The following is a 17088-nucleotide window of genomic DNA, read 5'->3' on the forward strand; positions in this document are numbered from 1 at the left end:
AACGGAATTTTTAGATCCAAAGGAGTTGAACACATGGAAGCAGAAGCAGCAAAGTTCATCGGCGCCGGCATCGCATGCCTCGGCATGGGTGGCGCCGGTATTGGCCTTGGCAATATCTTCGGCAGCTATCTGGCGGGCGCGCTGCGCAACCCGTCGGCCGCGGATGGCCAGTTCGGCCGCCTGATCTTCGGCTTCGCCGTGACTGAAGCGCTGGGCATCTTCTCCCTGCTCATCGCGCTTTTGGCCCTGTTCGGCTGAGCCCCTGTTCGGCTAACATTGGGAATTGGAAGGGCCGGCCGCAAATCGGCGGCAGGCCTGACATCAGGGGATAGTCGATGTTCGTGACATCTGCCTTTGCGCAAGAGTCCGCGCCCGCCGTCGAAGGCGGCCATACCGGCACGGAAGGCGATACGCATTCCGGCACCGGTGTGCCTGCCGAGGCGCACGGCGTGTTCCCGCCATTCGATCCGGCGACATTCCCGTCGCAGCTTCTGTGGCTGGCGATCACCTTCGGGCTGTTCTACCTGTTCCTGAAGAAGGTGGTGATGCCGCGTGTTGGCGGCATCATCGATGTCCGCAACGACCGCATCACCCAGGACCTCGACCATGCCGCCAGGCTGAAGGGCGAGGCCGATGCCGCCGTTGCCGCCTATGAGCAGGAACTGGCGGAGGCCAAGACCAAGGCCAATGCGATCGGCCGGCAGGCCAACGATGCCGCCAAGGCGGAAGCCGAAGCCGCCCGCAAGAAGGTCGAGGCAGCGCTTGACCAGAAGCTTGGCGAAGCCGAGGCTCGCATTTCGACCATCAAGGCCAATGCCATGAAGGAAGTCGGCACGATCGCCGAGGACACGGCTTCGGCAATCGTCGAGGCGCTTGTCGGCGGCAAGGCCAGCAAGGCCGAGATCGCGGCAGCCGTCAAATCCGTGGCCCGGTGAGGAGCGCATCATGGACGCCACATCACTCGCGACGCTTTGGGCCACCGTTGCCCTCGTCATTTTTCTGGCCATTGCCGTCTACGTCAAGGTGCCTAAGCTGATCGCCAAGGCGCTCGACGCCCGCGCCGACAAGATCAGCAACGAGCTTGAAGAAGCGCGTCGGCTGCGCGAGGAGGCCCAGCAACTGCTCGGCCAATACCAGCGCAAGCGCAAGGAAGCCGAGCAGGAGGCCGCCGACATCGTCGCCGCCGCCAAGCGCGAGGCCGACATGCTGGCTGCCGAGGCGCACAAGAAGACCGAGGACTATGTCACCCGGCGCACCGCGCTTGCCGAACAGAAGATCGGTCAGGCAGAGCGCGAGGCGATCGGCGAAGTGCGGGCCAGTGCCGTCGATATCGCCGTCGAAGCCGCCCGCACGCTGCTCGCCGCCAAGATTGACGCCAAGGCGGGCGCCGACCTGTTCCAGGCCTCGCTTCAGGACGTCAAGTCCAGACTGAATTAAGCCGGGTAATCTCCCCCTCAAGGGGGGAGAAAGCGCTCAATCCAGACCGGAAAAACTCTCTTCGTCGAGCACTTCGGTTCCGCCAAGCCGGAACGGTGCGAAGGACGCGCGGTGCAGTCGCGCCACCGGTCCATGCACCTCGATCGCCGTGCGGTGGCGGACCGTGGCGTAGCCCATATGGAGCTCGAAACCGTAAAGCGCGTGATGGCTGCCGCAGCCGCACATCATGCGGTCGCGCATCACCTTGGCGACGATCGAGGCGGCGGCGATCGACTGCGAGCGCTGGTCGCCCTTGATCAGCGCTCTGCCTTCGCATGGCAGTCCGGGCGGCACGTCGCGGCCGTCGGCCAGGGCCAGCTTTGGCTGCACCGAGAGCCCGACCAAGGCGCGGCGCATCGCCTCGAGGCTGGCCTTGAGAATATTACTGCCATCGATGCCTTCCGCGCTGACCGAGGCCATCGACACGGCAAGAGCGGAGCCAAGGATTTTCAGGAACAGCGCCTCGCGCTGCAGGTGGCTGAGGCGCTTGGAATCGTCGAGACCGTCGGGAATGTTGGCGGGATCGAGCACTACCGCTGCCGCGACGACCGGCCCGGCCAGTGGGCCGCGCCCGGCCTCGTCCATTCCCGCCACCGGCCACAGGCCTTCGGCCATCGCCTTCGTCTCGAAGGAGAAATCGGGTCTCTCAACGATTTCGAAGAGAAGCGGAGAATCAGAACGCGCGCGAGCCATGTTGCGGCGAGGTTCGCATCGGCTCCGATTCTCCGCAAGCCCCTCCGGGTCGGGTGAGGCACCGGACCCGGAGGGCACCGTCTGCAGGCCCGGGGACAGGACAGGCTGGACGGGATTTTTTCATCTGCCGCCGGCAGCGGCGGCAGACGATGTCTTCAAAGCAGCATCAGTTGCTCGGTTGCCTTGGCTGCGGCGACGAACTGGTCGGTCCTGAGCGACCGCCGCTCGGCGTTGAGGCCAAGCCGTTTGGCGGCGATCTCGAAGCGCCGGCCGATCTGCCAGGCATAGGGGCCGGAGCCTTTCATGCGCTTGCCCCATTCCGAATCGTAATCCTTGCCGTCGCGCATCGAGCGGATCAGCGACATGACGTGACGGTAGCGGTCCGGATAATGACGCAGCAGCCAATCCTTGAAGATCGGCGCGACCTCCAGCGGCAGGCGCAGCAGGACGTAACCGGCCTCGCGCGCTCCTGCCGCACGTGCCGAATCGAGGATACGTTCCATCTCCTGATCGGTCAGGCCGGGGATGATCGGAGCGACCATGACCGAGGCCGGAATGCCGGCATCAGAAAGCTGCCTGATCGCCTCCAGCCGCTTGGTCGGCGTCGACGCGCGCGGCTCCATCGTTCTGGCCAGCATACGGTCGAGCGTCGTCACCGACAGCGCCACCTTGGCCAGCCCGCGTTCGGCCATGCGCGACAGAATGTCGATGTCGCGCGTCACCAGCGCGGATTTGGTGACGATGCCGACCGGGTGGCCGCGCGCCTCCAGCACTTCGAGGATCTCGCGCATGATCCGGTACTGCTTCTCGATCGGCTGATAGGGATCGGTGTTGGTGCCGATGGCAATGGTGCGCGGCTGGTAGCCGTCCTTCGACAATTCCTTGTCGAGCAGCCGCGCCGCATCCGGCTTGGCGAACAGCTTCGATTCGAAATCCAGTCCCGGCGACAGGCCCATGAAGCTGTGCGTCGGCCGCGCGAAACAATAGACGCAGCCATGTTCGCAGCCGCGATACGGATTGATCGAGCGGTCGAAGGAAATGTCGGGCGATTCGTTGCGGGTGACGATGGTGCGCGGCTTCTCGACCTGCACCTCGGTCTTGAACGGCGGCAACTCCTCAAGCGAATTCCAGCCATCGTCGAACACATGCCGGCTGACCGGCTCGAACCGGCCGGACGGGTTGATGCCGGCGGACCGGCCGCGATTGCGCTCCGGACGGATACGGACGCCACTCTGCTCGATCATTGCATTGGCCATCTCGGCTCTTCCAGCCCCGAAGGCAGCAATGTCGGCACGCACGATCTGTTCCATTTTCGCCCTCTCCCAGGGACTGTCGGCTGGCTGTCGAATCGCTCTGTTCATGAAAATAATCCTATTTATCCGTTGGAACAAAGCAAGAACATTTTTATGGGGCGACGCAAAAACTGGCGCTGTGCCCGGCTTTCCGCTATTCGGCTAACGATGCTCAGCGTTCTCATCCAGACCCTGAATGACGAGGAAAGACTTGCCCGCACGCTCGCCTCGCTGATCGGCGGCGCGGTCGAGGGCGTGGTGCGCGACGTCATCGTCTGCGACACCGGCTCGACCGACCAGACGCACCGCGTTGCCGAACATGCCGGCTGCCTTTATGTGGCGAGCGGCGGCATCGCTGCCGGCATCAGGCAGGCCAAGGGCGACTGGCTGCTGCTGCTGGAGCCGGGCGCGCGGTTAGGCGAGGGCTGGATCGACGAGGTCGTCGCCCACACCGCCAGGCAAACCATGCCGGCGCGATTCTCGCGGGCGCGCGGCAGCCGCGTCCCGTTCCTGTCGCGGGTGTTTTCGCGAAACCGGGCACTGGCCGAAGGGCTGGTGATCAGCAAGCGTCAGGCCGCGGCTCTATCGAAAAACGCCCGCAGCACCGAGGCCATCGCCCGCGGTCTTGCGACCAAGAGGCTCGACGCCGAAATCTGGGTCGCGCCGGTGAAGTGACGGTCGTCTCTTTGCCGGCCAGCGGGCGAGGGAAGGTCGCGTCCTTTGCTGCGGTAGTTCTCCGCCGAGGTCGTCTTCTACGAGACCGCAGTTTATCCGGAGTTAGGCGGGATGATGTGACGCGTGGATCGGGTTGCCGACCTCTGTGTATTGCGTAAAGCCCGTAAAGCCCGTATATTCCGGAACAAAGGAGCCTCGCCGATGACCACCACCGTCACCGCCGCCGCCGTCTCGAAAAACTTCGGAGCCTATCAAGATGTCGCGGTCCGCGATCCGGTCATCATCACCAAGAACGGCCGCCCGCGCACCGTGTTGCTGGCTTACGAAGATTTTGTCCGGTTGTCGAAGCGCGATCGGCGGGTCGAGTTGACAGCAGAACTCAGCGCGGACGAGATCGCCGCGGTCGAAGCCTCCGAAATGGATCCGGGTCTCGACCATCTCAATGAGGAACTCACCGGGACAAAAAGCCTGACAGCAAAAAATGCTGCCGGCTGAAATCAAGGTCGGCCACGTCTTTCGTTATTCTTATCTCTGGCATTGGCAACACCGCAAGGGGCGCGAGGAAGGCGACAAGGATCGGCCCTGCCTCGTGCTGGCGCTGGTTGCCATGCAGGAGGACGGCTCACCGGTCGTTCGGGTCCTGCCGATCACCCACACGCCGCCGTCCGATCCTGATGATGCCATTGAGATCCCGGCCGTGGTCAAGCTGCGCTTGAGGCTTGACGGCGAGCGGTCGTGGGTCGTTTTGACGGAAAGCAACCGGTTCGCTTGGCCCGGCCCCGACATCCGGCCGCTGGAGACGGAGAGCGGCTATTATGGACCGCTGCCGCCGGCTTTGTTTGCCGCCGTCAAGCGCCGGTTTATCGCCATCGCGACAGGCCAGGCGCACAAGAGCACGCCGCGCACTGCGTGAGGCATCAAGGACGAAGACCATCAGTAGCGATGGCTGTCATGCTTCCATGCCAGAACCTCCTCGGCGGTGACGGGCTTGGCCCTGGCCCGCGCGGCGCGGACTTCTTCGATCAGGGCGCCCATATCGTTGTGCTTGGGGATTCGGCTCAGTTTCGCGATCGGTTCTTTGCCGCGCGAAATGATGACTTCTTCGCCGGCTTCGACCTTGGCCAGCAGATTTGACAGGTGTGTCTTGGCCTCTCCGACCTTGACAGTGATGGTCATGGTTCTCTCCTGAGGTCGCGCGTCAGAGCCGTCGTCGAGCGGCGTGTGGGCAGAACGGCAATCGGGAATTTTAGACGACGGTGGCGCGATTTTCCGTGTTGGTCCGTGTTGGTCAAGGCTTGAACTTACGACAATTATCCGGAGCGATTGAAGCAAATTGGATCAGCCGACGAACTCCTGCATGCGGTGATGGCCGGACATGATGGAATCCGCATTGGCGCGATATTCGTGGGAGGAATGCATATGCTTGTCGTCCTGCGGGAAACTCGCGATACTCGGCGAGATTTCGGGGAGATCGCAGATGAACATATCCAAATTCGTTCGTATCGCCTTGCTTGCAGCCGCCTGGTCAGTACCGGCGATCGCGGTGGCGCAGGAATCGTCGCTTTGGTCGGTTTATGAGAACACGCTCAAATCGGCCAAGTACATCGATCTGACCCACGCCTTCGAGCCGGTGCAGCCGGTATGGCCGGGCTTCGCCAATGCCAGGTTCAGGCCGGCTGTCGCCGGGAAGGACATCGATGGCTACGTCAAGGCCGGCGAAGAGTTCACTTACGACAAGCACGGGTTTGTCGCGAGCGCCTACGAGTTGACGACGGACCAATATGGCACGCAGCTCGATCCGCCCTCCCACTGGAACCCGCTCGGCGCAACGATCAGCGACCTGCCGGCCACCTATGCCGTGCGGCCGCTCGTCGTCATCGACATCAGCGGCAAGGTGCGGACTGACGAAGGCTATCACCTCCAGGTCGCCGACATCGAGGAGTGGGAAAAGCGGCACGGCCGCATACCAGAAGGTTCAGTCGTCTTCGTGCGTTCGGATTGGTACAGGAAATGGTCCGATGCCGCCCGCTTCAACCAAAAACCGTTTCCAGGGGTCAGTTTGAACGCACTGAAATTCCTGCACCTGGAGCGGAAGATCCTGTTTCATGGTCATGAGCCGCTCGACACTGACACCACGCCCAATCTCGAAGGCGAACACTGGCTGCTTCACAACGATTTCACTCAGGCAGAAGGCGTTGCAAATCTCGACAAGGTGCCAGAGGCCGGTGCGTTGGTCACAATCGGCTTCGCCAAGCCGCTCGGCGGGTCAGGCGGATACGCGCGTTACATCGCGATTGCACCCGCCGACTGGACCGAGGGCGTCTCGGTCACCGAAGCGCCTGGTGCGCCGCTTTCCCGGCAAACCGCGCCGCTCAAGCGCGACGAGAACGGCGTCTTCCGCCCGACACCCTGATCACTGGCGATGTCAGTCAGGAGCCCGGGCCATGGCGCATTCCACGCGATTTGTCGCGCAAGTCGGGACAAAGGTCCAGACGATCAGCTCCTCCGCGCTCGCGAAAACGTGACTGTCCCGACGATAGTCATCACAATTGCTGGCGCTATCGTGGCACGTGCGCCAATCCTGCCATGGGAGACAGCCTTGCTCCGCCTGTCCGCCGCTGTTCTGCTGACCCTGGCTTTCTGGCCGTTCGCGGCTTCGGCCCAGGAAGAGCCGCCGCCGTCGAGATGCGTTGCGATCGCTGAAGCGCTGCCGTCGGCCACCTTTGCCAGCTTCACAGCGCCAAAGGCGCAGACGTCTCGGCTGGCCCAGGCTTTCGTCGACGGCGACGTTACGATCACCTATGCCGGCCATTCGACCTACGTCATCGAGACGCCCGCCGGCGTCAGGATCGCCACAGACTTTTCCGGCGTCTACGGCGCTGAACCTCTGCCGCGCGTCGTGACTATGAACAAGGCCCACCGCACCCACTATTCGGACCATGTCGATCCCGGCATCGAATATGTGTTGCGCGGCTGGAATCCGGACGGCGGTCCGGCGCGCCACGCGCTTGTCGTCGACGATGTCTATATCCGCAACGTGCCGACGGATATCCGCAATGGCGGCGATCTCGGCAAGGACGGCAATTCTATCTTCATTTTCGAAGTGGCTGGACTCTGCATCGGCCATCTCGGCCATCTGCATCACCGGCTGGAGGACGCGCATTACGGCGCCATCGGCAGGCTCGATATCCTTATGGTGCCGATCGACGGCGGCATGACGCTGTCGCTCGACCGGATGACCGAAATCACCACGCGGCTCTATTCCTCGATGATCCTGCCGATGCATCGCCATGCGACCCCGATCAGTGAGTTCACAGGCAGGATGGGCGACGATTTCGCGGTGGAATTCCTCTCCGGCCGATCGTTGACGGTCTCACTGAAGACGCTGCCTGACCGGCCCACGATCATCATCCTCGAAGGTGTTTGATCGCTTCGTCGCGGCCTTCTCCGCTGTGCGCGGCCTCACTACTCCACCTCGCTCAAATCACGCGCTGTCGCGAACTCAACGAGCGTTAATGCTCCGTCAAGCTTGCCAGAAGGATTCCGGGCGATCCTTTTATTGTGCATTGCACAAAGCCTGACCGGGGATTACCGTTCCTGTGATGCGGGCGGACGGGTTTGGGTAACGCCTGAGCGTTGAGCGGCCGACGTTTCGTCGGCGCCGCCCTCACAGCTGAGGATCCTTATGACCCCTGACAAATCCGGTGCTGCAAGCCTCGAGTCGATCGCTCGAAACGGCAGCCTGCTGCGCCGCATTGCCGTGCGGATTCCGACCTATCTGTCGGACCTTCGCGAGAACCCGGCATGGCTGCCGATGTTCATGCTGGCGCGTACCATGCCGGCGCGGCGGTTGCATTGGCGTGGCGCAAAACCGGTTCGACCGGCACAAGAAGTCCAGGAAACGGTGTTCACTGGCATCGACCGTGATGCGGTGGTCGGCGCGCTCCGCTCGGACGGGCTCTTTTCCGGACTTGCGCTGCCGCAGTCGATTCACGAGGAGATCGCCAGCTTCGCGCAGCGCACGCCTTGCTTCGGTAATTTCGACCGTCGGCTGGAGTTCCTGCCGGCAAAGCACGCAGAGGCCGAGAAGCGCTTCGGCCGTCCCTTGCTCAGCGGCCACTTTTTCGAGCGGATCCTCGACTGTAACGCTGCGCTTACCGTACAGCGCGATCCGCTGCTTCTCGACATCGCCGCCCATTATCTCGGCAGCCAGGCGAAGCTGATCACCACGCGCGTCTGGTGGAGCTTTCCGACGAGCTCCGCCTCCGACGCAGAGAAGAACCTGGCGTCGCTTGGCAAGTACCACTTCGATCTCGACGATTGGCGGATGCTGAAATTCTTCTTCTATCTCAATCCGGTCGATGCCGAGACTGGCCCCCATGTCTATGTCCGCGGCAGCCACAACCGCCGCACCCTCAAGCACCAGTTGACGCTCCTCGTCGGCCATCCCGCGGAAGAGGTTCTGAATGTCTACGGCGCGCAGAGTCCGATTACGCTGACCGGCGAGGCGGGATCGGGCTTCGTCGAGGATCCCTTCGGCTTCCACATGGGCACCGTCCCGACGCGCAAGCCGCGGCTGATGATGGAAGTCGGCTTCGGCGTATCGCCGCCCTCGCGCCGGCGATTCCACGGCGAGCCGGTTATTCGGTGATTTTCGGCGCTGGTTTTGGTCCCGAACAGCCTTTTGAGAACCTGGTCTAACTCGCCTTGGTGCCGCCGCGCCGCAGATGCTCGTCCAGGCGCGGCATGATCTCGACGAAGTTGCAGGGCATGTGCCGGTAGTCGAGCTGCGGCTTCAAGATGCCGTCCCAGGCGTCCTTGCAGGCGCCGGGCGAACCCGGCAGCACGAAGACGAAGGTCGCGTTGACGACGCCGCCAGTCGCCCGGCTTTGGATCGTCGAAGTGCCGATCTTGTCGTAGGAAATGCGGTGGAACACTTCGGAAAAGCCGTCCATGCGCTTTTCGAAGATCGGCTCCAGCGCCTCCGGCGTTACGTCGCGGCCGGTAAAGCCGGTGCCGCCGGTGGTGATGACGACATCGATCGCTTCGTCCTTCGACCAGTTCTGAACCTTGTCGCGGATTTTCTCGCGGTCGTCGGTGACGATGTCGCGGCCGGCGAGAATATGGCCGGCCTCGACGATGCGGTCGGCCAGCACCTGGCCGGATTTGTCGTCGGCAGGGCTGCGCGTATCGGAAACGGTCAGCACCGCGATGCGCACGGGAATGAAGGAACGGCTTTCGTCAATCCTGGCCATATGCGTCAGGCTCCGATGTCATGCTTCGCGTCGCGGCGACGAACCAGTCGGGATGGCGGCTGCGGATATCGACGGCGGCGCGCTTGGCAACATTGCCGGTCTCGAACAGCCCGAAGCAGGTCGCACCGGAACCCGACATTCGCGCGAACCCCGCTCCGGCCTTGTTGAGCACCGAAAGCGCCTTGCCGATAACCGGTTGGATCGCCCGTGCCGCAGGCTCGAGATCGTTGCGCGTGATCTCCAGCCAATTGCGGATGCTGTGGAAGTCGAGGCTGCGCGGCAGCGGCGGCAGTCCCTCATTGTCGCGATGGGGAAGCGCATTGAACACCTCGGCCGTGGAGATGGCAGTGCCGGGATTGACGAGAACCAGCCCAAGTGCGGGAAAGCCCGGCACGGCCGACAGTTCGTCACCGACGCCGCGCGCGATCAGCGGTTTTGCCATAAGGCACATGGGAAGGTCGGCGCCCAGCGAGAGGCCGAGCTGCGCCAGGTCGGCATCGTCGAGGTCCAGCCTCCATATCTCAACCAGCCCGCGCAGCGCCGTTGCGGCGTCGCTCGACCCGCCGCCGACCCCGGATGCGATCGGCAGGTTCTTTTCGAGCTTGATTGCGACCGGCGGCGTATGCCGCGGACCAGCCTGCTTTCGCAGCGCATCGCGCGCTTTAACGACCAGATTGCTGCCTTCGAGCGGGACTGCGGAGGCATATCGGCCCGACACGAAAAATCCGTCGCTGTCGGCGAGCTCGATGTCAACCCGGTCGCCGAAACGTGTGAACACCGCCAGGCTCTCGATCGTGTGATAGCCGTCAGCGCGCCTGCCGGTGACGTGCAGCGCGAGATTTAACTTGGCATGCGCATGCAATGCCCGGACCATATTGCCGGAAGCCACTGTCTCAGTCACGAGGGGGATGATGTCAGTCCTTGGCCAGGCGGTATTCGCCGGTCTTCGGGTCCCTGACCAGCGTGCCCATTGTGCCGTTGCTAGCCTGCTTTTCGGTGCGCCGTATCTTGGCCGTCACGCGCTCGGCTTCCCTGACGAAGGAGCGATAGCCGAAATAGGCGAGCAGGCCGACTGCGATAAAGAAAATGATCTGTGGCATGTCAAACTCCTCCCTCGCAAGGCCGACTGCGGCGCCGGTCGGGCCGGTCAAGCTTTCAAGTTAAACGCTTTCGCCGGTTTTTCAAAGCCCGAAGCGCGCCCACAGCGCGCGCTCTTCCGCCGCATCGATCACGCCGCTTGCGGCAGCAGCGGCGATCTCGGGCGCCGAAAAGCCGCCTCTGCTTGAGCCGAACCAGCCGAAGCGGCCGAACAGGCCGCGCGGCGCCGTGATCAGCTTGAGCTGGGTTTTTGGCCCGAAACGGGCCCTCAGCACGCTGCGCATATCGCCGAGCTCATCGACAAGGCCGAGTTCCAGTCCCTTCTTGCCGGTCCAGAACAGGCCGGTGAACAGGTCCGGGTCGTCCTTGAGCTTGGCCCCGCGCCGGTCCTTGACGAGGTCGATGAAGGTCTCGTGGACCTCGAGCTGCAGCGCCTTCAGCCGCTCGATATCTTCCTTCTTCTCTGGCTTGAACGGATCGAGCACCGCCTTGTTCTGGCCGGCCGTGTGGACGCGGCGCTCGACGCCGATCTTCTTCAACAGCTCGGGAAAGCCGAACGAGGCCGACACAACGCCGATCGAACCGACGATGGACGACGGATCGGCAAAGATCTCGTCGCCGGCGACCGCGATCATGTAGCCGCCCGACGCCGCCACGTCCTCGACGAAGACCAGGACCTTTTTGTTCTTCTCGCTCGCCAGGTCACGGATGCGTCTGAAGATCAGCCGCGACTGCACCGGCGAGCCGCCCGGCGAATTGATCGAAATGGCGACGGCGGGCGCGTCGAAGGAAAACGCCTTCTCGATGGGGCCGGCGGTGGATGCCAGCGACAGGCTCGGCCGGAACGGGCCGCCGCCGGGCATGATGGTGCCGTGCAGCCGGATGACGGGAATGGTGACGATGTCGGAGCGCCAGGATTTCGGCAGCAGGCGGTTCAGGAAGCGTTTCACGGGGTCTCCGGTCAAAATTGCCTTGAAGGCATGTAGGGATTCGCCGGCCAACGGCAATGCCGCGACGCCGGCCGGCCAAAAAGGCTCAGTCGCCGAACAGCGATGCCATCCCGTTGTTGATCATCTCGGTCCGCTCCGTGGGGCCGTCACCGGATTGTGCGTGCAGCATCAGCGGCGGGCGGATCGACAGTTTTCCGCGTGCGCCGAGGATTGCCCTCACGACGATGCGGATCGCCGCTGCCTCGGGGCGGGGGTGGACGGCCAGCATCTCGGCGTCGCCGAAGCGGCCTGATATCGCATCGAGGATGGCGCCGAGCTGATCGGGCCTGGCAATCGCGGCAAGACCGCCGCGCGGCCTGACCACAGCAGCCGCGCTTCGGATCCAGCTGTCGAACAGCCCGTCCTCCATCACATGCGCCGCCTTCCTGAGCGGGTCGGGCGTGGCGCGATCCTCGGCGGCGTTGAAGGGCGGGTTCATGATGACGAAATCGAAGGAGTTGTCGGCAAGCCCAGTGGCGGTTCGCGCCTGGCCCGACAGCGCGACGTCGGCGGCGAGCACCGAGGCGCGGTCGTTGAGATGCGCATTGCCGGGGTGGGCAAGCGTCGTTGCGGCGAAGGCCGCCATTTCCGGAGACCGTTCGATGAGCACGGCCTCGGCATCAGGACAGCGCGACAGCACGGCCAGGCCTGCGGCGCCAGCACCCGCGCCGAAATCGGCAAGGCGCCCGGCGAAGGAGGACGGCACCGCAGCCGCCAGCATCATGGCGTCCATGCCGGCGCGATGGCCTGCCTGTTTCGGCTGCACCAGCCAGAACCGCCCGCGATGAAAAGCATCGACCGTATGGGCCGGCGTATCCTGGACAAGGGTGACGCGCACCGCGGGCATTACTTCTGGCGCATCTCGTTGGCGATGCCGGCATCCGTCAGGATGCGCCGCGCCGCATCGGCCTGGTCGGCGTCGACCATGATGCGCCTGGGCAGGATGCCGATCGAACCGTCGAGCACGCTCATGTTCTGGTCGGCGACGAAACAGCCGATGCCGGCATCGCGCATCAGCGATTCGACAAAGGAGATGATCACGGCGTCGTTGGTGCGGATAAGCTCTATCATAGGACGAAACTCGCAGGTTGCAGCGTCTATGTAAACGTGGGTGGCTTCCGTCGCCACCTCGACCGCGCCAAATCGCCTCTTGCCGTGCCTGTGGGTAGCGCCCTAGAGTCTGCTGCGGTATCGGGGTGCCGTCATGCGCGTGACATAAGACGGGAGTTTGTCGTGGGTGTCGTTCTCAACATCGAAAACGGAAAGCGGGAAGCCGCCTCCATTAAGGATCTCATCGACCTGACTTCGGCCGATATGGGGCGCGTCAACAAATTGATCCTGTCGAAGGCCGGTTCCGACGTCGAGATGATCCCGGAGATTGCCAACCACCTGATCTCTTCAGGTGGCAAGCGGCTGAGGCCGATGCTGACGCTCGCCTCAGCGCAGATGTTCGGCTATTCCGGCGAGGGCCATGTCAAGCTCGCCACATCAGTCGAGTTCATGCACACCGCCACGCTCCTCCACGACGATGTCGTCGACGAGAGCGGCATGCGGCGCGGCAAGAAGACCGCCCGCATGATCTGGGGCAACCAGGCGAGCGTGCTGGTCGGCGATTTCCTGCTTGGCCAGGCGTTTCGCATGATGGTCGATGTCGGTTCGCTGGAAGCGCTCGACATCCTGTCCAGCGCCGCCTCGATCATCGCCGAGGGCGAGGTGATGCAGCTCGCCGCCGCCAAGAACCTCGAAACCACGGAGGATGAGCATTTCGCGGTGATCAAGGCCAAGACCGCTGCCCTGTTCTCGGCCGCCGCCGAGGTCGGCCCGGTCATCGCCCAGGCGACGCGAAACGATCGCGCGGCGCTGCGCTCCTATGGCATGAATCTCGGCCTTGCCTTCCAGCTGATCGACGATGCGCTGGATTATGGCGGCACCAGCACGGATCTGGGCAAGAATGTCGGCGACGACTTTCGCGAAGGCAAGGTGACGCTGCCGGTGATCCTCGCCTACCGGCGCGGCACCAAGGCCGAACGCAGCTTCTGGAAGCGCGCCATCGAGGACAATGTCACCGATGACGCCGGGCTGGAAAAGGCAATCGGATTGATGACCCGCCACGGCGCTATCGCCGACACCATCGGGCGCGCCGGCCATTTCGGCGAGATCGCCCGCGACGCGCTGGCGCCGCTCGAAGCGACGCCGCAGAAATCGGCACTGCTCGACGTCATCGATTTCTGCATCAGCCGGGTGAACTGAAGATATCGCCGCCATTTGGCCGGCACCGCGCCGGCCCGTGATTTTGGTCTTGCCGGAATTGCGGCGGTGAAATCATGCACGTTCCGCAGCAGCATGGTTAGCAGCAGGGCAGGGCTCTGTGACGGTCAGCGCGCCCGGCAAACTGTCGAGGTCATGAAAATGACCACGCGCTCTTCAGCAGCGCCACGAGCTCGCTCTGACGGCTGGTTTCGGTTTTCCGGAAGATTCGCTCGAGATAGGTGCGGGCCGATTTGACGGCGATGCCGATTTCCATGGCCGCCTCCTGCACCGAATGGCCGGAGGCCAGCTCGACGGCGAGCCGGGCTTCCGCCGGCGTCAGGTCGAACAGGCCTGAAAGGACATTGGGCGACGGAACAGTGGCGCCGGTACCGACCGTGGTTGCGACAACCAATACATCTGCACCCGAAAAAATATCGTGTGCGGCGCGGCGCAGCGGCAACAGCTGAATGACCAGCGCGGGCCGCCCCTTGATGGCCGCAACCGGGATGGACCGCACGACGCGGTTATCCCGGTTCTGCGCGATGGCCTGCTGGAAAAGCGCGTTTGCAGTTTGATCGGCAATCGCCATGCCGCCATGGGCTGTGGGAAGGAAGACGTCCGCCATGCCTTCGAAAAGCGGATTGGCCGTCAGCACACCGCCCGATCCACTCATGATTGCGGCCGGCAGCCCGATTTCCCGGAGAATGGATACGGCGGTCCTGACCCGTTCCAGACCCAGGCGCCCGGCGACGAGGCCGGCCCGTGCGAGGTGCGGACGCAGTCCGTTCAACAGATCGATTGCGGCCTGGTCATAACTCCCGTCCTTCAGCCAGCGCTGGAAGACAAAAAGGACAAGCTCGCCGCCAGGCATGGGGATGGCTGTGCATAGATGCGGCCCGATGCCAAACGCGGTGGCACTTTTGCGAACGGGATCGCGCTCGATCTCCTCGCAGGTGATGAAATTATCGACCCGCACAAAGCTTGCTGGCTGCGCCGCGCACAAGCGCTTCACGCTCTCGGAAAACCGCCAAGTGTCTCCCTTCATGAACTCATCGAGCAAGGGCTGGAGATGCGTTTCGGTGATGGCGCGGACCGGCGAATGATCGCTGACTACAAAGATCGCGCCGTTTGCCGAGCGGGAGATCGCGCTTGCCGCCGCCAATACCTCCGGCCACAGCTCGGCCGCGAACGCCGCTTCGTAGATTCGATCGACAATGGCGAAGGCCTGCTGGTCCTGCGGCATTTCCAGCATCGGCATCTTCCTGGGCGAAGCAATGGCATCCATCTGCACGGCTCCACGCGTCATTCCGTTGCGGAAACTATCGACGCCCGCCGCTTACGGATCGCTTACGGCATCGCGGCGCCGATGCTGCAGCAGGACGGGCCGGCAGCGCGTCAGGCCGGCAAATCGCCGTCGACGGTCGCAATTTGGCGCCTTTCCGCATTGTTTTTGATAGCATTACCCGATTGTGAATTCGGGCCGGGTTGAAGCCTCACCCCAAAAAGGCCATGCTTAACGTGGAAAGATCGAGTCAACGGCGATCCCGCTGACGCGGGTATGGCTTCGACTGAAAGGGATATGATGCGGCAAGGATGTGCGCGCTGGCTGACAGGGCTAGCAATTGTGACGGGCATGGCGGTCTCCGGCCTGCCCGCTTATGCCAAAGAGACCACCGAGCCAGTCAATATCACGTCGTTCTCGGGGGCCTATCTTGCCGCGCGGGTCGCCGAAGGCGACAATGATCTCGACAGCGCCATCGCCTACTACAAGCAGGCGCTCGCCTTCGCTCCCGGTGACACCTCGTTGCAGCAAAGCCTGATGCTGTCGCTGATCGCGCAGGGGCGCTTCGAAGAATCCCTGGTCTATGCCGACAAGCTCAAGACGGTTCCCGACGTCGAGCGGTTCTCGCGCCTGGCGCTGGCCGTCGGCTCCTTTCACAAGAAGGACTTTTCCAAGGCCGAATACTGGCTCAAGCTTTCGCTCGAATCCGATCTCGACCGGCTGATCTCCGGCGTCATGACCGGCTGGGCCAAGCAGGGCGCCGGCGACCCTGGCGAGGCCATGGCCTCGATCGAAAAGCTGCAGGGCCCGGACTGGTTCGGCCTGTTCAAATCCTTCCATCGCGGGCTTATCGCCGATGCCTCGGGCCTGCCCGAAAAGGCGGATGCGATCTACGCCGCCACCTTGCAGGACACCGCGACCGGCGCCGCCGCGCCCGAAACCTGGATGCGCAACGCGCAGGCCTATGCCTCCTTCCTTGCCCGCAAGGGTGACAAGGACAAGGCGCTGTCCGTGCTCGATCAGGCCGAGGCATTTGCACCCGGCAAGGTCGAGATATCGGCGCTTCGCGACAGGATGACCAAGGGCGAGAAGATCGAACCCTTCGTTGCCGGCCCGTCCGACGGCGCCTCGGAAATTCTGCTCGATCTCGCCACCGCGCTCAATCGCGGCGGCGGTGAGCCGTTCGTCCGCCTCTATCTGCAATACGCCCTGGCACTGAGGCCCGACAGCGACGCGGCCCTCGTCCAACTCGCCGCCGTCTCCGAGCAGTTGAAGGACGGCGAGGGCGCCATCGCCTTCTATCGCCGCATCCCGGCCGGTTCGCCGCTGAAGACGCTGTCGGAACTGCAGCTCGGCCTCAACCTTGCAGATCTCGACCGCTATGACGAGGCCATCGCCCATCTGAAGGCCCTCGTCGAAGCGCGTCCCGACGACATGCGCGCTTTTCAGGCGCTCGGTGGCGTCTATGCCTCGAAGGAGGATTTCCGCTCCGCGGCCGGTCTCTATGACAAGGCGGTGGCGATGCTGAAGGCCCCGACCCGCGCCGATTGGAACATTTTCTACCAGCGCGGCATCGCCTATGAGCGACTGAAGGAGTGGCCGAAGGCCGAGCCGAATTTCCGCAAGGCGCTGGAATTGTTCCCCGACCAGCCGCAGGTTCTGAACTATCTTGGCTATTCCTGGGTGGACATGAACACCAACCTCGAGGAAGGCCTTCAGATGATCCAGAAGGCCGTCGAGCTCAGGCCGAGTGACGGCTACATCGTTGATTCGCTGGGCTGGGCCTATTTCCGCCTTGGCCGGTTCGACGATGCGGTGCGCGAATTGGAACGTGCCGTTTCGTTGAAGCCGGAAGATCCGGTGCTCAACGATCACCTTGGCGATGCCTATTGGCGCGTCGGTCGCAAATTGGAAGCCACCTTCCAGTGGAACCAGGCTCGCGACCTCAAGCCGGATCCCGGCGTGCTCGCCGCCTTGCAGCAGAAACTGCTGAAGGGCCTGCCGCCGATCGAATCCAACACGGCGCAGGAAACCCCGAAGGTCAAGCCCGAACCGACGACTGCGCCAAAGGGCTGAAT

23 protein-coding genes are annotated in these 17088 nt (G+C 63.4%); 12 read left to right on the forward strand and 11 right to left on the reverse strand.

The window, feature by feature from the left end; translation table 11 throughout:
- Positions 1-33 precede the first annotated feature (33 nt).
- The 3 genes from AC0L2A_RS12730 to AC0L2A_RS12740 all read left to right on the forward strand — a co-directional run bounded on the left by AC0L2A_RS12730 (position 34) and on the right by AC0L2A_RS12740 (position 1437).
- Positions 34-258 carry a F0F1 ATP synthase subunit C gene (locus tag AC0L2A_RS12730; RefSeq protein ID WP_023799397.1) on the forward strand — a complete coding sequence of 75 codons (225 nt, stop codon included), beginning with the start codon at positions 34-36 and terminating at the stop codon, positions 256-258.
- A 77-nt stretch (positions 259-335) separates the two neighbouring features.
- Positions 336-935 carry a F0F1 ATP synthase subunit B gene (locus AC0L2A_RS12735; RefSeq protein ID WP_473609101.1) on the forward strand — a complete coding sequence of 200 codons (600 nt, stop codon included), beginning with the start codon at positions 336-338 and terminating at the stop codon, positions 933-935.
- Between the two features lie 10 nt (positions 936-945).
- A complete protein-coding gene (locus AC0L2A_RS12740; protein ID WP_023799395.1) occupies positions 946-1437 on the forward strand; it encodes a F0F1 ATP synthase subunit B in 492 nt (163 codons plus the stop codon).
- A gap of 36 nt (positions 1438-1473) precedes the next feature.
- Here AC0L2A_RS12740 and AC0L2A_RS12745 read toward each other — a convergent pair whose 3' ends face one another.
- Positions 1474-2169 (reverse strand): ribonuclease HII, encoded by a 696-nt coding sequence (locus AC0L2A_RS12745; protein ID WP_128179834.1) that lies wholly within the window; start codon positions 2167-2169, stop codon positions 1474-1476.
- Between the two features lie 155 nt (positions 2170-2324).
- Positions 2325-3479, reverse strand: coding sequence for a PA0069 family radical SAM protein (locus tag AC0L2A_RS12750; protein ID WP_027152303.1), 1155 nt, complete (start codon positions 3477-3479; stop codon positions 2325-2327).
- Between the two features lie 150 nt (positions 3480-3629).
- Here AC0L2A_RS12750 and AC0L2A_RS12755 point away from each other — a divergent pair, with 150 nt between their 5' ends.
- The 3 genes from AC0L2A_RS12755 to AC0L2A_RS12765 all read left to right on the forward strand — a co-directional run bounded on the left by AC0L2A_RS12755 (position 3630) and on the right by AC0L2A_RS12765 (position 5049).
- A complete protein-coding gene (locus tag AC0L2A_RS12755) occupies positions 3630-4136 on the forward strand; it encodes a glycosyltransferase (protein WP_236369788.1) in 507 nt (168 codons plus the stop codon).
- A 201-nt stretch (positions 4137-4337) separates the two neighbouring features.
- Positions 4338-4631, forward strand: coding sequence for a type II toxin-antitoxin system Phd/YefM family antitoxin (locus AC0L2A_RS12760; protein WP_473609145.1), 294 nt, complete (start codon positions 4338-4340; stop codon positions 4629-4631).
- Positions 4618-5049, forward strand: a complete 432-nt coding sequence (locus tag AC0L2A_RS12765; RefSeq protein ID WP_473609103.1) for a plasmid maintenance toxin (PemK-like) — start codon at positions 4618-4620, stop codon at positions 5047-5049. Before AC0L2A_RS12760 ends, AC0L2A_RS12765 begins: the two co-directional genes overlap by 14 nt.
- A gap of 20 nt (positions 5050-5069) precedes the next feature.
- Here AC0L2A_RS12765 and AC0L2A_RS12770 read toward each other — a convergent pair whose 3' ends face one another.
- Positions 5070-5312 carry a type II toxin-antitoxin system Phd/YefM family antitoxin gene (locus AC0L2A_RS12770; RefSeq protein ID WP_473609104.1) on the reverse strand — a complete coding sequence of 81 codons (243 nt, stop codon included), beginning with the start codon at positions 5310-5312 and terminating at the stop codon, positions 5070-5072.
- A 162-nt stretch (positions 5313-5474) separates the two neighbouring features.
- The gene (locus tag AC0L2A_RS12775) at positions 5475-5621 is read right to left on the reverse strand and encodes a hypothetical protein (RefSeq protein WP_473609105.1); all 147 of its coding nucleotides are present in this window, start codon (positions 5619-5621) and stop codon (positions 5475-5477) included.
- Between AC0L2A_RS12775 and AC0L2A_RS12780 the strand changes: the two genes are divergently transcribed.
- The 3 genes from AC0L2A_RS12780 (at position 5614) to AC0L2A_RS12790 (ending at position 8787) form a co-directional block, all read left to right on the forward strand.
- Entirely contained in the window at positions 5614-6549 is a 936-nt protein-coding gene (locus AC0L2A_RS12780; RefSeq protein ID WP_473609107.1) for a cyclase family protein, read from the forward strand. The two genes, AC0L2A_RS12775 and AC0L2A_RS12780, sit on opposite strands and share 8 nt — an antisense overlap.
- A 186-nt stretch (positions 6550-6735) precedes the next feature.
- Positions 6736-7563: an MBL fold metallo-hydrolase gene (locus AC0L2A_RS12785; RefSeq protein WP_473609108.1), complete on the forward strand. Its 828-nt coding sequence runs from the start codon at positions 6736-6738 to the stop codon at positions 7561-7563.
- Between the two features lie 258 nt (positions 7564-7821).
- Complete coding sequence (locus AC0L2A_RS12790; RefSeq protein ID WP_128167704.1) at positions 7822-8787, forward strand: phytanoyl-CoA dioxygenase family protein; 966 nt, start codon at positions 7822-7824, stop codon at positions 8785-8787.
- 46 nt (positions 8788-8833) lie between these two features.
- Here the strand turns inward: AC0L2A_RS12790 and moaB are convergent, their stop codons facing one another.
- From moaB to AC0L2A_RS12820, 6 genes are all read right to left on the reverse strand, one after another.
- On the reverse strand, positions 8834-9391 hold the full coding sequence (gene moaB / locus AC0L2A_RS12795; protein WP_473609109.1) for a molybdenum cofactor biosynthesis protein B: 558 nt from the start codon (positions 9389-9391) through the stop codon (positions 8834-8836).
- Complete coding sequence (locus tag AC0L2A_RS12800) at positions 9378-10265, reverse strand: 4-(cytidine 5'-diphospho)-2-C-methyl-D-erythritol kinase (protein ID WP_473609147.1); 888 nt, start codon at positions 10263-10265, stop codon at positions 9378-9380. The genes moaB and AC0L2A_RS12800 overlap by 14 nt, the downstream gene beginning before the upstream one ends.
- A 40-nt stretch (positions 10266-10305) precedes the next feature.
- Entirely contained in the window at positions 10306-10491 is a 186-nt protein-coding gene (locus AC0L2A_RS12805; protein ID WP_027152312.1) for a membrane protein, read from the reverse strand.
- A gap of 81 nt (positions 10492-10572) precedes the next feature.
- Complete coding sequence (locus AC0L2A_RS12810) at positions 10573-11439, reverse strand: S49 family peptidase (protein ID WP_473609110.1); 867 nt, start codon at positions 11437-11439, stop codon at positions 10573-10575.
- A gap of 85 nt (positions 11440-11524) precedes the next feature.
- Complete coding sequence (locus AC0L2A_RS12815; RefSeq protein WP_027152314.1) at positions 11525-12325, reverse strand: tRNA1(Val) (adenine(37)-N6)-methyltransferase; 801 nt, start codon at positions 12323-12325, stop codon at positions 11525-11527.
- Positions 12325-12549, reverse strand: a complete 225-nt coding sequence (locus AC0L2A_RS12820; protein WP_027152315.1) for a putative signal transducing protein — start codon at positions 12547-12549, stop codon at positions 12325-12327. Before AC0L2A_RS12820 ends, AC0L2A_RS12815 begins: the two co-directional genes overlap by 1 nt.
- Positions 12550-12711: 162 nt before the next feature.
- Between AC0L2A_RS12820 and AC0L2A_RS12825 the strand changes: the two genes are divergently transcribed.
- Entirely contained in the window at positions 12712-13728 is a 1017-nt protein-coding gene (locus tag AC0L2A_RS12825) for a polyprenyl synthetase family protein (protein ID WP_027152316.1), read from the forward strand.
- Between the two features lie 151 nt (positions 13729-13879).
- Here the strand turns inward: AC0L2A_RS12825 and AC0L2A_RS12830 are convergent, their stop codons facing one another.
- Positions 13880-14788: a helix-turn-helix transcriptional regulator gene (locus AC0L2A_RS12830; RefSeq protein WP_473609112.1), complete on the reverse strand. Its 909-nt coding sequence runs from the start codon at positions 14786-14788 to the stop codon at positions 13880-13882.
- A 9-nt stretch (positions 14789-14797) separates the two neighbouring features.
- On the opposite strand from AC0L2A_RS12830, the gene AC0L2A_RS12835 reads away from it, so the two are divergent.
- Both AC0L2A_RS12835 and AC0L2A_RS12840 read left to right on the forward strand, forming a co-directional pair.
- Positions 14798-15217, forward strand: coding sequence for a hypothetical protein (locus tag AC0L2A_RS12835; protein WP_473609113.1), 420 nt, complete (start codon positions 14798-14800; stop codon positions 15215-15217).
- A gap of 93 nt (positions 15218-15310) precedes the next feature.
- Positions 15311-17086 carry a tetratricopeptide repeat protein gene (locus AC0L2A_RS12840; RefSeq protein WP_473609148.1) on the forward strand — a complete coding sequence of 592 codons (1776 nt, stop codon included), beginning with the start codon at positions 15311-15313 and terminating at the stop codon, positions 17084-17086.
- Positions 17087-17088 lie beyond the last annotated feature (2 nt).

The sequence above is a fragment of the Mesorhizobium sp. WSM4844 genome (assembly GCF_055811775.1).

Excerpts from the sequence above, each read along its gene's own strand:
- AC0L2A_RS12730 (WP_023799397.1), top strand. The coding sequence starts at position 34 with ATGGAAGCAGAAGCAGCAAAGTTCATCGGCGCCGGCATCGCATGCCTC.
- AC0L2A_RS12735 (WP_473609101.1), top strand. The coding sequence starts at position 336 with ATGTTCGTGACATCTGCCTTTGCGCAAGAGTCCGCGCCCGCCGTCGAA.
- AC0L2A_RS12740 (WP_023799395.1), top strand. The coding sequence starts at position 946 with ATGGACGCCACATCACTCGCGACGCTTTGGGCCACCGTTGCCCTCGTC.
- AC0L2A_RS12745 (WP_128179834.1), bottom strand. The coding sequence starts at position 2,169 with ATGGCTCGCGCGCGTTCTGATTCTCCGCTTCTCTTCGAAATCGTTGAG.
- AC0L2A_RS12750 (WP_027152303.1), bottom strand. The coding sequence starts at position 3,479 with ATGGAACAGATCGTGCGTGCCGACATTGCTGCCTTCGGGGCTGGAAGA.
- AC0L2A_RS12755 (WP_236369788.1), top strand. The coding sequence starts at position 3,630 with ATGCTCAGCGTTCTCATCCAGACCCTGAATGACGAGGAAAGACTTGCC.
- AC0L2A_RS12760 (WP_473609145.1), top strand. The coding sequence starts at position 4,338 with ATGACCACCACCGTCACCGCCGCCGCCGTCTCGAAAAACTTCGGAGCC.
- AC0L2A_RS12765 (WP_473609103.1), top strand. The coding sequence starts at position 4,618 with ATGCTGCCGGCTGAAATCAAGGTCGGCCACGTCTTTCGTTATTCTTAT.
- AC0L2A_RS12770 (WP_473609104.1), bottom strand. The coding sequence starts at position 5,312 with ATGACCATCACTGTCAAGGTCGGAGAGGCCAAGACACACCTGTCAAAT.
- AC0L2A_RS12780 (WP_473609107.1), top strand. The coding sequence starts at position 5,614 with ATGAACATATCCAAATTCGTTCGTATCGCCTTGCTTGCAGCCGCCTGG.
- AC0L2A_RS12775 (WP_473609105.1), bottom strand. The coding sequence starts at position 5,621 with ATGTTCATCTGCGATCTCCCCGAAATCTCGCCGAGTATCGCGAGTTTC.
- AC0L2A_RS12790 (WP_128167704.1), top strand. The coding sequence starts at position 7,822 with ATGACCCCTGACAAATCCGGTGCTGCAAGCCTCGAGTCGATCGCTCGA.
- moaB (WP_473609109.1), bottom strand. The coding sequence starts at position 9,391 with ATGGCCAGGATTGACGAAAGCCGTTCCTTCATTCCCGTGCGCATCGCG.
- AC0L2A_RS12800 (WP_473609147.1), bottom strand. The coding sequence starts at position 10,265 with ATGGTCCGGGCATTGCATGCGCATGCCAAGTTAAATCTCGCGCTGCAC.
- AC0L2A_RS12805 (WP_027152312.1), bottom strand. The coding sequence starts at position 10,491 with ATGCCACAGATCATTTTCTTTATCGCAGTCGGCCTGCTCGCCTATTTC.
- AC0L2A_RS12815 (WP_027152314.1), bottom strand. The coding sequence starts at position 12,325 with ATGCCCGCGGTGCGCGTCACCCTTGTCCAGGATACGCCGGCCCATACG.
- AC0L2A_RS12820 (WP_027152315.1), bottom strand. The coding sequence starts at position 12,549 with ATGATAGAGCTTATCCGCACCAACGACGCCGTGATCATCTCCTTTGTC.
- AC0L2A_RS12835 (WP_473609113.1), top strand. The coding sequence starts at position 14,798 with ATGCGTTTCGGTGATGGCGCGGACCGGCGAATGATCGCTGACTACAAA.
- AC0L2A_RS12840 (WP_473609148.1), top strand. The coding sequence starts at position 15,311 with ATGCGGCAAGGATGTGCGCGCTGGCTGACAGGGCTAGCAATTGTGACG.